Origin of the sequence: Neptuniibacter marinus (assembly GCF_965223595.1) — a bacterium.
GTDB classification, from domain to species: Bacteria; Pseudomonadota; Gammaproteobacteria; order Pseudomonadales; family Balneatricaceae; genus Neptuniibacter; species Neptuniibacter marinus.
Genome location: NZ_OZ245004.1, coordinates 2,330,255 through 2,341,646, shown reverse-complemented (window position 1 = coordinate 2,341,646; position 11,392 = coordinate 2,330,255). Strand labels below are relative to the sequence as shown.

The 11,392-nt window shown below is 45.2% G+C and carries 16 protein-coding genes and 1 other RNA gene; 1 reads left to right on the top strand and 16 read right to left on the bottom strand.

Annotated features, from left to right (window positions below; all coding sequences use genetic code 11):
* The first annotated feature begins 28 nt into the window (after positions 1-28).
* Positions 29-958 (top strand): 5'-nucleotidase, encoded by a 930-nt coding sequence (locus ACOQOE_RS11110; RefSeq protein WP_067867281.1) that lies wholly within the window; start codon positions 29-31, stop codon positions 956-958.
* Between the two features lie 96 nt (positions 959-1,054).
* Here ACOQOE_RS11110 and ACOQOE_RS11105 read toward each other — a convergent pair whose 3' ends face one another.
* The 16 genes from ACOQOE_RS11105 to ACOQOE_RS11030 all read right to left on the bottom strand — a co-directional run bounded on the left by ACOQOE_RS11105 (position 1,055) and on the right by ACOQOE_RS11030 (position 11,387).
* Complete coding sequence (locus ACOQOE_RS11105) at positions 1,055-3,229, bottom strand: glutamine synthetase III (protein WP_067867283.1); 2,175 nt, start codon at positions 3,227-3,229, stop codon at positions 1,055-1,057.
* Between the two features lie 456 nt (positions 3,230-3,685).
* Positions 3,686-3,898 (bottom strand): alternative ribosome rescue factor ArfA, encoded by a 213-nt coding sequence (arfA, locus tag ACOQOE_RS11100; protein ID WP_067867284.1) that lies wholly within the window; start codon positions 3,896-3,898, stop codon positions 3,686-3,688.
* Positions 3,899-4,128: 230 nt separating this feature from the next.
* Positions 4,129-4,482, bottom strand: a complete 354-nt coding sequence (locus tag ACOQOE_RS11095; RefSeq protein ID WP_420554018.1) for a Mor transcription activator family protein — start codon at positions 4,480-4,482, stop codon at positions 4,129-4,131.
* On the bottom strand, positions 4,479-5,045 hold the full coding sequence (locus ACOQOE_RS11090; RefSeq protein ID WP_420554017.1) for a gp16 family protein: 567 nt from the start codon (positions 5,043-5,045) through the stop codon (positions 4,479-4,481). Before ACOQOE_RS11090 ends, ACOQOE_RS11095 begins: the two co-directional genes overlap by 4 nt.
* A gap of 2 nt (positions 5,046-5,047) precedes the next feature.
* Positions 5,048-5,500, bottom strand: a complete 453-nt coding sequence (locus ACOQOE_RS11085) for a hypothetical protein (protein ID WP_420554016.1) — start codon at positions 5,498-5,500, stop codon at positions 5,048-5,050.
* A 108-nt stretch (positions 5,501-5,608) separates the two neighbouring features.
* Positions 5,609-6,133, bottom strand: a complete 525-nt coding sequence (locus tag ACOQOE_RS11080; RefSeq protein WP_420554015.1) for a hypothetical protein — start codon at positions 6,131-6,133, stop codon at positions 5,609-5,611.
* Between the two features lie 148 nt (positions 6,134-6,281).
* Positions 6,282-6,554 carry an HU family DNA-binding protein gene (locus ACOQOE_RS11075; RefSeq protein WP_420554014.1) on the bottom strand — a complete coding sequence of 91 codons (273 nt, stop codon included), beginning with the start codon at positions 6,552-6,554 and terminating at the stop codon, positions 6,282-6,284.
* A 16-nt stretch (positions 6,555-6,570) separates the two neighbouring features.
* An RNA gene (locus tag ACOQOE_RS11070) (hammerhead ribozyme type II) lies at positions 6,571-6,634 on the bottom strand.
* Positions 6,632-6,910, bottom strand: a complete 279-nt coding sequence (locus tag ACOQOE_RS11065; RefSeq protein ID WP_420554013.1) for a hypothetical protein — start codon at positions 6,908-6,910, stop codon at positions 6,632-6,634. Before ACOQOE_RS11065 ends, ACOQOE_RS11070 begins: the two co-directional genes overlap by 3 nt.
* Before the next feature lie 18 nt (positions 6,911-6,928).
* Complete coding sequence (locus tag ACOQOE_RS11060; RefSeq protein WP_420554012.1) at positions 6,929-7,099, bottom strand: hypothetical protein; 171 nt, start codon at positions 7,097-7,099, stop codon at positions 6,929-6,931.
* Between the two features lie 6 nt (positions 7,100-7,105).
* Positions 7,106-7,750: a DUF3164 family protein gene (locus tag ACOQOE_RS11055; protein ID WP_420554011.1), complete on the bottom strand. Its 645-nt coding sequence runs from the start codon at positions 7,748-7,750 to the stop codon at positions 7,106-7,108.
* Positions 7,747-8,001, bottom strand: a complete 255-nt coding sequence (locus ACOQOE_RS11050; RefSeq protein WP_420554010.1) for a hypothetical protein — start codon at positions 7,999-8,001, stop codon at positions 7,747-7,749. The genes ACOQOE_RS11055 and ACOQOE_RS11050 overlap by 4 nt, the downstream gene beginning before the upstream one ends.
* Positions 7,994-8,182: a carbon storage regulator CsrA gene (csrA, locus tag ACOQOE_RS11045; RefSeq protein ID WP_420554009.1), complete on the bottom strand. Its 189-nt coding sequence runs from the start codon at positions 8,180-8,182 to the stop codon at positions 7,994-7,996. The genes ACOQOE_RS11050 and csrA overlap by 8 nt, the downstream gene beginning before the upstream one ends.
* A gap of 4 nt (positions 8,183-8,186) precedes the next feature.
* Positions 8,187-8,450 carry a hypothetical protein gene (locus ACOQOE_RS11040; RefSeq protein ID WP_420554008.1) on the bottom strand — a complete coding sequence of 88 codons (264 nt, stop codon included), beginning with the start codon at positions 8,448-8,450 and terminating at the stop codon, positions 8,187-8,189.
* A gap of 1 nt (position 8,451) precedes the next feature.
* Positions 8,452-9,624 (bottom strand): ExeA family protein, encoded by a 1,173-nt coding sequence (locus ACOQOE_RS11035; RefSeq protein ID WP_420554007.1) that lies wholly within the window; start codon positions 9,622-9,624, stop codon positions 8,452-8,454.
* Complete coding sequence (locus ACOQOE_RS11030; RefSeq protein WP_420554006.1) at positions 9,618-11,387, bottom strand: hypothetical protein; 1,770 nt, start codon at positions 11,385-11,387, stop codon at positions 9,618-9,620. Before ACOQOE_RS11030 ends, ACOQOE_RS11035 begins: the two co-directional genes overlap by 7 nt.
* Positions 11,388-11,392: the final 5 nt, after the last annotated feature.

Here is an 11,392-nt window from a genome sequence, read left to right as displayed (position 1 = left end):
TGCTTAGAACTATTTTGAAAGGAAGCGTATGTCATACCCTATAGATAAAAAACTGGTTGTTGCCGTATCTTCCAGTGCGTTATTTGACCTTTCTGAATCGAATTCTGTCTTTGTCGAGGAGGGGCCGCAGGCCTATAAAGACTTTCAGAAGAAAAACTTAAATAAAGTACTCGATAAAGGAGTCGCCTTTCCTTTTATTAAACGCTTTTTACAGATTAATAAGCGCTTCCCAGGTAAAGAGCCGGTGGAAGTTGTTTTGCTTTCAAGAAACTCGGCCGCGACGGGGAAGCGTGTTTTCCGTTCGATACAGCATTATGGGCTTGATATATCTCGTGCTGCGTTTATGGAGGGGAAGTCTCCCTATGAATATATTCCAGCTTTTAATGCATCTCTATTTTTATCCGCGAATGAAGAAGATATTCAGAATGCTATAAATTCGGGGTATCCCGGCGGGGTTGTATTGCCGAGTAAAAGTATAAACGACGATGATAGCGAGATACTTAGAATTGCTTTCGACTTTGATGGCGTTATTGCTGATGATGAATCTGAGGCTGTCTTCAAAGGCGCTGATCTTCCCGGTTTTTATGATTATGAGGTTGAGAAATCTGAGATACCGCATAAGCCGGGTCCTTTAGCCGATCTATTTAGAAAGCTATCCTTTTTACAAGAACTTGAAGATAAAGAGGTTGAGCGTGACCGGGATTACCAACGTATATTAACGACTGCGATTGTTACTGCTCGCAGCGCTCCTGCCCATGAAAGGGTCATCACAACGCTGGAAGATTGGGGGGTTAGTGCAAATGAGGTCTTTTTTCTTGGTGGGATGTCAAAAGATCGAATTCTTTCAAAACTGAAACCGCATATGTTCTTTGATGATCAGCGTAGCCATCTGGAATCGGAGGCGGGTGATATTCCAATGGTTCATATTCCGTTTGGTATAGCTAATAAAAATCAGTAAATAGATTTCCTTGTCAGCTAACCCCTCCTGTTTGTAAATGTTGAGGAAATATGAAAAAGGCCGCATTATGCGGCCTTTTATATTTATTAAATAATCTTATTTAATAAATAGCATTTCTGCATATTTAGGCAAAGGCCAAGCACTATCTGCAACAATAGTTTCAAGTAGATCTGCATGAGTCCTAATGCTGTCCATTAGAGTACGAATTTCATTCGCGCAGAATTTCATATGATCTTCTACGGTAGGGAAGTCATGCTTGGTAATGGCAATAGACAGAGCATCTACATCAGCCATCATTGCGTCAGCAGTACTTGCTACTTTTTGCGCAATGCTATTATCAAGTGTCACACCCACATTTGATGCTGTGGCAATCGTTGATGCTAGCTCTGATAGGTAAGTCGCAGCAGCAGGATAGATAGAAGTTGTTGCCATATCGATCACTAACTTAGCTTCTACTTCAATCGATAAAATGTACTGCTCAGAATACACTTCATAGCGGCTTGCTAGCTCAACAGGTGATAATACCCCTGTGTTTTTAAACAAGGAGATAATTTCTTCTTCTTGGAAAACAGGTAGGGCATCTGCTGTTGTTGGGATGTTTTTCAGACCGCGTTCTTCTACAGCGATTTTGTGCCACTCTTCTGAATAGCCGTCGCCGCCGAATATAACATTACCATGCTCATCCATAAGATCTTTTAGTACAGAAAGTACTGCAGAAGCTTGATCTAAGCCTGATTCTAACGCTGTTTCAAGTTTGCCTGCAATCCAATCGAGGGAATCGGCAAGCATTGTATTCATTGCTACCAACGGCCCAGATACAGACTGTGATGAACCGACGGCTCTAAATTCAAAGCGGTTGCCTGTGAAGGCAAACGGAGAAGTACGGTTTCGGTCGCCAGGATCACGAGTAAAGGCCAGAATCTGAGATAAGCCTAGATCCATCTCGCCACCGCAAACTGTTGGTTGTAAGTCGCCTGCTTGAATCTCTTTAAATACTTTTTCTAATTGGTCGCCCAAATAAACCGATAGGATTGCCGGTGGTGCTTCATTGGCACCTAAGCGGTGGTCATTGGATGCCGTCGCTATGACTGCGCGTAATAGTGGGCCATATAAATGTACCCCACGGATAACCGCACCACAGAAGATAAGGAAGTTTAAGTTTTCTTCAGGTGTGTGGCCCGGATCAAGCAAGTTACCTTGGGTTGAGTTACCTACAGACCAGTTTACGTGTTTACCAGAACCGTTAATGCCTGCGAAAGGTTTCTCATGTAGTAAAGCAAGGAAACCGTGTTTTTTAGCGGTATTTTTGATGATAGTCATCAACAACTGCTGATGATCAGCAGCTACGTTAGCTGCTTCAAAATATGGTGCGATCTCAAATTGGCCCGGCGCTACTTCGTTATGATGTGTTTTTGCAGGGATGCCTAGTTTAAACAGCTGGTCTTCAAAGTCCTGCATAAAGACTTGTACGCGCTCAGGAATTGCACCGAAATAATGATCGTCAAACTGTTGACCTTTTGCTGGTGAAGCGCCAAATAACGTACGACCGGCAAGTAGCAAATCTGGACGGCTATTAGCAAAGTTTTCATCTACTAAAAAGTACTCTTGTTCAGCGCCACAGCTAGAGTTTAGTGTTGCAACCTCTTTTTCACCCATAAGTGAAAGTACTTTTTTAGCTGCTTTATCCATCGCCGCATTTGAGCGTAACAGTGGAATCTTCTTATCTAATGCTTCGCCAGTCCATGACATAAAGACACTAGGTATCATTAATGTCGCGCCGTTTGGCGTATTCATAATGTAAGCAGGGCTGGTTGGATCCCAAGCAGTATAACCACGTGCGGCATTGGTTATACGTAAGCTACCGTTCGGGAAAGAGGAACCATCAGGTTCGCCTTTGATAAGTAAGCTGCCTGTAAATTCGGTGATAGCAGCGCCATCAGCATTGGTAATAATAAAACCGTCATGCTTCTCAGCAGTAGCATTGGTCATGGGGTAAAAAATATGGGAGAAGAATTTGGCACCTTTGGACATAGCCCAATCTTTCATGGCAGCAGCAACAACATCAGCCGTAGCGGGATCTAAAGGTGATCCTGTTTGCACGGTTTTCTTTATCGCTTTAAAAGCGTTTTTGGATAGTGCTTCTTCCATTTTGGCTAGATTAAATACATCGCTAGCCCAAATTTTACTTAATGGTTTTGGCATCTCCACATCGATAGGTTTACCGCTAGTGATTGCACTGATTGATGTTAATCTTGATGTGTTACCACTCATTATGTTACCCCAGAAAAATTATTCAATTCGTTAAACGCAGCATCCAACATATTCATAAACAACGACCATATTGATGCTCAATATGCTATTTATTAAGCAAGTACTAGACCAATTAGGGGTTCTCTGTTTGTTATCAAATAACTTATTGTTTTATAAATGAAAAATTAAATTTCCTAATAGGGAGGAGGGTATTTTAAATTATATTTAGCACTAATATGGTGCATCATATGTTTTGTATTGGTGCGTAATGACCAATATCGTGCATTATAAGTGTTTATGAAGGTTTGTCTGCTTTATTGTGGTGCAAACAAGGGAGGTGAGGGATAATCTATTGGTTGTGTTTCTATCACATTGATCATGAAGAAAAAGCAAAGCTGGCTGCGATGATAGCTACTGTTAAGTGATGGTTATTTAAAGCCCTATTTGAATAACGACTCTTGTGGACCTAATAGATCCTTAAGCCGCTATTAAATAGGACTCCTGTCCTTTGTGTTTGTTGCTGCGAAGGTAGGCGCCTTTACCTTTTTTTGCTTTAACAACTTGTGTTTTGAAAACCCGTGAGGTGACTAGGGCCGCTAAATGGTTGCTACGAATAGTGCCTCTGCCGGTTTCTAGGGAGCCTGTGTTCTTGACTCCCTTTTGGGTCTTTTGGGTGTTATGTTTTTTCATGTTGAGTCCTAATGATTGTTTAATTAATAAGTTGCGTGGAACTGTCAGATATTACGCCTCTGTTTACGGAATAAACAGAGTTTAGCTCGCTTTTTTAGCTAAGTGGTTATGTAATCTTCTTAATGAGAGAGAGTGAGATAAATATATAGGAGAAAGCGTGATAAATGTGGGATTGGATGGGATCAGATGAAATGACAAGGGATGGAAAGTGAAAAACCTTTTCAATCTGGTTAACTGAAAAGGTCTGGCTGCGTTTCTGCTAATCTGCGTTTGTGAACTCTCTCTATTAGCTTGTACATACCCCTGATTGACATGTTGTGTTTACGTGCCAGTTGGGGGTAATTTCTTCCATTGAATTCATTATAAATCTGCATGTCACGCCGGGCTAGTTTGTATAAATGATTCTTCGGAAAGTTGATCAACTGACCTCCCCAGTGTTCCGCTAAAAACTCTGCCAAGGCAAAACCAGACTGTTCTGCTACCGCATCATCTATACCGTGGTCTGTCAGTATCTTTGTTGTGTATGAGCTTACTTCGTCGAGCAGCTCACTACGTAGCTCTTCCATTCCGTTTGGCTGGCTCATGATTCCACCTCATCAGCTAGTTTTTCGATGATTGCTTTCATCAGTGAACGTTTCCGGGTCCAGTTTACTGGCAGCCCTTTCTCATAGAGGTGTTTTGTCTCTGTATCCAGGTTATTTAGTAGTTTTAGAACTGTTGCTTCCAGCGATCGCTTTTCTTGTTCAACATGCAGAGCTGCGATTAGTGCAGAGAGTTTTTTTCTGTCTTTTAGCCATGCGCAGCGCTTAATTCCAAACATCTGCTCTGAAATGCGATCGGCATATGACCAGGGCAGCTGCATATCAGCTAAAAGCGCTTCAATTTTAGTGATATGCTCCGGCATTCTGTCAAAGTTTTTGGGTTTGCCGGCGGTTTTCTTGCTTGGACGTACCTTAAACCCCATTAATTTCATAGCGTCCAAAACTGCCTGCAGTTTTGGAATTGTCAGCTTGGCTGTTGATGTAGCCCCTTCCAGCGCAGGAATTGATGACAGCATGGATCGGTAGTCTTCATCTGTCATACCGAGTTCGCGTTTTGCAACGTGAATCACTTTTTTGAGCTTATTTTGATATTCTGACTGACTCATAATTACCAATCCGTATCTTTAATGTTCATAACAGCTGAGCTAACAGCCGCGCGCTTATCTTTTTTGCTTGCAGATGATGGAAGTGCTTGAATATCGCCTTCTATATTTACTGGTCCTCGTGTTTCTAAAACACGTTTTAAATAGTTATGATTGCTTAATGGCTTAAATCCGCCGGCTTGTTGCTTTACTCTCATTTGCTCAACGACTTGCACCAATGCAGGTATTAATATGTCAATCGATGCTAGTTCCAGTGCTTCCTCAGCAATACGTAGTGCTCGATCGTTTGCCAAATCCCGAGACTTACTACGAAATAAACTCAGATAGCTAACCAGTACAGCCCCCGATGTTTTGTCTAGCTTGGCAACCAGTATCAGTAAATTTCTAGACGCATCATCTTGAATGATTGCTTCCAGCGAAATTCGGCTATGGCAAACAGGACAGCGAGTTAGTTGCATGATGTTCTCTCGTTTTGTTCACAATCAGAAATAGCCCGTGAGCCACTTTTGATTATGGAGGTGATAACACCGCAATCACGGGGACGCTAAGCGCCCCGTATTTTTACTTTACGCCGCATGTTGCTGCAGAGTATCGATAGCATCGAGCACGTTAGCCAGTTCGTTTAAACTCGGCTCGTAGCGTTGTTCGTTCCAATTCACAGCAATACCTCTACTGTTGATCTGCAGCGTTATATCCACTGGGATCGTACGCATCAACTTGAATAGAACCTCTTCTGCGGGTGCTTTTGGTGCTGCCGAGGTTTTTACTTTTGGCTTAGGCTCAGACTTAGGTTGTTTCTTTGGCTGAAGTGATGGTGTCTGTAATTCTTGACTGCTAGGGCTTGGTGGTAATTTGCTTGCACCAGCCAAAAAACCACCATCGGTAAGGCCTTTAAACTCTGTACGTGTAATGCTCCATTGCCCGTTCTGTTGCTGTTTAATGAGCTTCCGGTTTTGTAGTTCTTCAAGTACATTTTTTAACTGCGCTTTACTTGTTAACCCGTAGACCAACGGGATTAGCGTACTAACGCCCATCGCCCCGCGTTGCCCGAGTGCGTTAATGATGTTCTTTTCAATTTGAGTCAGTGACATGCTGCTGTGCTCCAAATTTAAGAAATTTTCTTATATCTCTTTTTTTTCGACTTCTGTACATTCTGTAACCAGAGAAAGAGAACGTTAGTTCTTACTAGGCCAAGGATGGCCGCTCTGCATCCCGCCCCTAACGGGGCGGATTTTCCTTCTAGTTCAGCGCGTCTTTTAATACTTTTGATTGTTTGAACTTGGCAACTTTTGCCGCGGGAATATCTAGCGCTGCGCCTGTTTGTGGGTTGCGGCCTGTGCGCGCTGCGCGCATGCCTACTGTTAATTTCCCTAAGCCTGGTAATGTCACTTCACCGTCGTTTGCAAGCTCAGCTGTAGTTATGTTACCTAGTGCAACGAGCATGTGATCTGCTTGAGTTTTTGTGCAATCGCTGGCAGTGGCAATGGCGTTAATTAGTTCTGCTTTGTTCATCATATTTTCCTTTAGTTGTTAGCTGCTCATCAGTACCTAGCCGCTACGCTAGATAGACGCCTTTGTTAGGCGTTTCGCTATTCACTCAAGCTGACGGGAAAATCGCCAAGAAGCTGTTCGGCAACATAGATACCTAGTTTGTAGCCTTCGATCACTTTAGGGTCGCTAATTTCAAGATCATCTCCATCCCTAATCTGTAAGCGAATCAATTCGGTATCGGCTGTTGATCTCAGTGTTTCCATCCGCCCGTCATGCCAAGCGATAAGTTGCGATATAATTTGCGCCGAGTCTTCATCCAGAAAACCTTCCGTTTTAACGTCTGCCATCGGGTCGTAAGCTTTGCGTTCATCTGTCATTTTTAAGTTCCTTAATTTTTACTCATCAGGTCGAATATCTGTTTCCCCTAGAAGCCAGCGCAGAGCATCCCTTACGCCTTCTTCATAGGTGCCATCATCGTGATCAGTTTCACCGTGCATGACGCGCTCTTCAGCCCAGCTGGCTAGGTCGTAAATTTCCGCATCAGACCGATCCACTTGAATACACATGGCGTATCACACACTTGCTAGGTCTAGTGGAATAGGCTTGTACTGATCCGTTTGCCCTATGCGTTCATAAATACGGATATAGACGGCGGTACCGACGTTCTGCAGTGCATCTCTTAATGCCTGCATTGCCAGCTGCCACTCCTCGTCTTCTATATTTAGACGCATAAGCTCCAGTACCTTGCCGGTTTTTATTTCTTGCTTTGAGTTAGTTCTAAATGCTTGGCTAACGATGGCGCTAACGTTTTGATTGGCACCCTCGGTCCAGCGCTTTAAGCAGCGGTCGATCAACTCTTTGGCGGCTTCAATCTCTTCGGTGAAGGCGACAACTTCGCGAAATGCACGCTGTATTTTGTAGCGGCCGTCGTATGAAGTAAGGCTGACATTGCCTTTTTTTCCGCCAAGTTTTACGCCGTATCGATCACCTGCAATGGCAACTAAATCATCAATGTCTTGCAGTGCAGCGGTTTTGAATTCTGCCAGCGCTGTATGTAATGCGATCGCTTTTGGTGTGAGCTCATTAACGAGCGCATCACGCAATAAATCTTGCTCACGTACTTGGTCTGCAGGGACTAAATGCCCCGCTGAATTTTGCATGAAGCCTTCAGGAATATGGGGTTGTACGATAGGCTGTGCTGGTTGTTGTGTACTCATGCTACGTTCTCCTGGATCGGTAAATGCAGTAAATATTCAAGTTGGTCGATATGTTCATCTACAACGCTTTTCAGCACGGCTTGAGTGGTTGCGCCGTTATCAAATCGCTCTAGGTTTTGATCTAAATAGCTGCAGTTCACAACCATTGCTGCGTTGGGGTTAGCCGTTGTTACGGTTGATCCGATACCCCAAAACATAACTGCGCCAATTTCTCGGGTTTTGGGTAGATCAATAATTAAGTACTCATCCATGTCGTTCGGCCTCTAGTTTTTCCTGTTGAATCCGCTGGTAAACCTCCTCGCGGTGCACAGCAGTATCCATAGGTGCATTTACACCAATACGGACCTGATTACCCTTAACACCGAGAACAGTGACAGTTACGTCATCACCAACCATTAATACTTCGCCTACGCGCCGTGTTAGTATCAGCATGCTATTAATCCTCTATCCAGCGGACTTCGCAGCCGTTTACACAGGCTGCCATCTCAGTTTCTCGACCCGATCCGCGTTTACTGGGACGGATCGCCTTCCAGCAAATAGGTAATGCTCCCGTTTTACGTGGACCGCGTAATAAATGAAGGCGTGGGTGTGCACCCTCAATTTCTATATGCGTCACAGTTAAACCTTCTGCTATTAATGCGCTGGCTGCTGCTTTTGTCTCTTCCAGCTTTTGCATAATGTGATTATTTTGAGTATTCATCTCACACCTCGGTAATTAGATCAGCATTGAGTGATGGCATACCCAACGCTGCGGCTTCATTAAATGCAGCAATTAAAACGTTATGAATTGCTAAGGGATAAAGTACAGAATGGCCACGCCCGCTCAGCTTGTAACGCAATGCCTCAACTGCGTCGGTATCCATTAATTCGTCTACGTTGCGGCCTGACATTGCAAAGCGGTGGCGCAAATAATCGGTTAGCTCTATATCAATAGGACGCAGATGAACAATCTCGCAACGTTGCACAATCTCTCGCACACGAGGGTTACGTTCATCAAGCTTTTGGCCTAGCTCCGTCTGCCCAATGAGGATGATGCCCAGCAGTTTTTCAAAGCCGTCTTCTAGCTCGAAGAACCGCTTTAAATGCTTTAGGGTTGGTATAGGCAAACCGTGGGCTTCTTCAATAATCAGCACATGGCGATTACCCGCGCGGTGTGATTCACGTAGAGCCTCATGCACAGTACGAAAGCGCGTTTCGGGGCTACGGGCTAAGCGAATATGCGGTGCAATTTCAGTCATAATCGCTTCAGCAATGTGGCTGGCCTTTAACGTTTTACCCGCCATATCGTTGTCTTCCAGACCTAGCACATAGGGTTCAATAACAGTCACTTGCTGATCAGCATGAGCCCACTGCACAAGGTCCCTGCGCAGCGTACTTTTCCCCGCACCGGATTCACCAACAACGGCCATAAAGCCGCCATGCCTCGCGGTCTGTCGCATCGCTTCACGTACATAACGGCTGTCTGGCGTCAGAAACACCTCATTCGGGTTACGCACCTCATCAAACGGGCTACGGCCAAATCCAAACTGACGACGGGCTTCCTGTGTCATAGTCTGTTTACGCAATAACATGATCTCTTCCTCTGGTTCTGATTCTGGCTCCGGTGCAGGTTTTAGCTCCGGCTCCGGTTTTTTAGGTTTTAGTGGTACCAACTCAGTTGCAACATCAAAAACGTTAGACAGCTGTTGATCAGTGGCTCCGTTTGCTCGTAAAAAGTCGTTAATCCCTTGTTTTAAACCGTCATGATCTATCGACTTTGGCCATTCGTTGCGATTGACGATCAGCGATAGCGTTGCATCGCTCACACTCAAAAAACGCGCCAAATCGGCTTGTTTTTGCTCTATCGTGCGTAGCACATTTTTAACCTCTAACACTTGTCACCTCCCACCACGCGTAGTGGTGCAGCTTCCGGCTGGCGTAACTTCTGTTCAATAATTTCCAGCTCATCTTCAGGAACACCCTCAGGGTAACGCTGCTGCAACCACTCAAAACTGGCTGCATTCCATGCGTCACCTAGACGGGTGCGTAATCGTTTAGCCGCTTGCACATGACTGAGCGGCGGCAGTGCCAGGGTCGGCAGATTCAAATCATGCTCGGTACCACGGCGAGGCATAAACGTAGGCAGGTTGGCATCGTCCAATGCCTTAAAGGGTTGATATTTACCGCCCAATGGCAATGCCTTTTGTTTACGCGCGGCTTGTGCATCAGTCGGTGTCTCTGTGTCTGTCATCATCTGTTCAACTGAGGCTTTTGCTTTTTGTGCCTCTGTGTCTGCAATGCTGCTAAAGCCATCACCGTAAACCGGAGAATTTTCAGCAAAACCAAACTCTGTTTTATGCACCTTGTTCACAACATGAAAAACCTCATGTCCGTGCTCATCACGCATAACTACTTGCGCAGCATCACTACGCCATGGGTTGCGCGTAACCATTACTTTTTCATGCACTGCAATGCCGGGCACTTGGCCAACATCGTATTCATCACCGTGGAAATTAACGCGCAACTTAGGCGTCACTTTTCGGCTAACTGGCTCAGCCACCGCTAACTCACGACACACCTCAACCGACGGTGCTTTAATAAGCTGCTCAGCACTAATTTGCATCCAAATATCGGTACGGTTTTTACCATGCCGGCGGTGTACAGCCGTGCAATTGAAAACCGCACGCCACTGCGCAGCTAAGGCATTTAGCTCAGCGAGATCTGCAACCGGCTGAAACTTTAAACCCGCCTCAAACTTACGTTCTATAATGTTTCGTGCGTTCTCTACTTGGCCCGTGGCACGGGCCTCGCCTGGCGCATGGGCAATGGCTTCAATACCTAGTGACCGACACAGGTTTTTAGCCATAGCACTGGTGTTAGCGCTACCGGGGTCCATATACAAAATTTTTGGTACACCGTGCAGAACATCGCCCTCGCCAGAGCGCTCTTGCAAGGCGTTTATGAGCACGTTACACAGGTTTTCACCACTCTCCGCGCCCATTACATACTCAACGTAAATCCAGCCGGATGTGTGATCTGTAATCTCGTACGACCACACTCGATCCGCCATAATGTTTTTTAGATTTTTAGGTTTGTTTTTATAAAACTTATCCGCATCCATCACCTGCAAGCCGTTCGCCTGGTTTTTAAGCGGCTTTAGGTAATACAGCACACACAGTGACGCATCGATCTGCCAAACATGGTTGGGGTGCAGGCTGGCCATCTCTAAATGCGGCGCTGGGGCTAGCAACTGGTCAGGGTGTACACCGTAGTTTTTCATTGCGCGGCTAATGGCACTGTCACTCATGGGAATAAGCTCACCGGTTGTTTTGTCTATACGCTCAGCACGAATAAGATTATTTATTCGCAACCCAGCAACCGCATCAGTGATGCTGTAAAGACGCTTTCCGTTTTGTTTAATGGTCTCCATTAGCACACCGGAGAGCAGCTTTGCCTCATCCAGTGTTAATCCGCTGTTGCCCGCATCACACCGCTGTTTACGTGTTTTTGTTGTCACCTTTACTCTCTCCAGCTGTCGATGCAATGTGGCTAACGAAACCCCTAAATCTGCACACGCTTTGTTATAAATGTCTTGCTTGCCGCCGTGACCCGCCGCCGCAGCGGCCTGGGCTACCGCGACCAGGCGTTGAAGTTTCACGGCGC

Excerpts from the sequence above, each read along its gene's own strand:
- ACOQOE_RS11110 (WP_067867281.1), top strand. The coding sequence starts at position 29 with ATGTCATACCCTATAGATAAAAAACTGGTTGTTGCCGTATCTTCCAGT.
- ACOQOE_RS11105 (WP_067867283.1), bottom strand. The coding sequence starts at position 3,229 with ATGAGTGGTAACACATCAAGATTAACATCAATCAGTGCAATCACTAGC.
- arfA (WP_067867284.1), bottom strand. The coding sequence starts at position 3,898 with ATGAAAAAACATAACACCCAAAAGACCCAAAAGGGAGTCAAGAACACA.
- ACOQOE_RS11095 (WP_420554018.1), bottom strand. The coding sequence starts at position 4,482 with ATGAGCCAGCCAAACGGAATGGAAGAGCTACGTAGTGAGCTGCTCGAC.
- ACOQOE_RS11090 (WP_420554017.1), bottom strand. The coding sequence starts at position 5,045 with ATGAGTCAGTCAGAATATCAAAATAAGCTCAAAAAAGTGATTCACGTT.
- ACOQOE_RS11085 (WP_420554016.1), bottom strand. The coding sequence starts at position 5,500 with ATGCAACTAACTCGCTGTCCTGTTTGCCATAGCCGAATTTCGCTGGAA.
- ACOQOE_RS11080 (WP_420554015.1), bottom strand. The coding sequence starts at position 6,133 with ATGTCACTGACTCAAATTGAAAAGAACATCATTAACGCACTCGGGCAA.
- ACOQOE_RS11075 (WP_420554014.1), bottom strand. The coding sequence starts at position 6,554 with ATGAACAAAGCAGAACTAATTAACGCCATTGCCACTGCCAGCGATTGC.
- ACOQOE_RS11065 (WP_420554013.1), bottom strand. The coding sequence starts at position 6,910 with ATGACAGATGAACGCAAAGCTTACGACCCGATGGCAGACGTTAAAACG.
- ACOQOE_RS11060 (WP_420554012.1), bottom strand. The coding sequence starts at position 7,099 with ATGTGTATTCAAGTGGATCGGTCTGATGCGGAAATTTACGACCTAGCC.
- ACOQOE_RS11055 (WP_420554011.1), bottom strand. The coding sequence starts at position 7,750 with ATGAGTACACAACAACCAGCACAGCCTATCGTACAACCCCATATTCCT.
- ACOQOE_RS11050 (WP_420554010.1), bottom strand. The coding sequence starts at position 8,001 with ATGGATGAGTACTTAATTATTGATCTACCCAAAACCCGAGAAATTGGC.
- csrA (WP_420554009.1), bottom strand. The coding sequence starts at position 8,182 with ATGCTGATACTAACACGGCGCGTAGGCGAAGTATTAATGGTTGGTGAT.
- ACOQOE_RS11040 (WP_420554008.1), bottom strand. The coding sequence starts at position 8,450 with ATGAATACTCAAAATAATCACATTATGCAAAAGCTGGAAGAGACAAAA.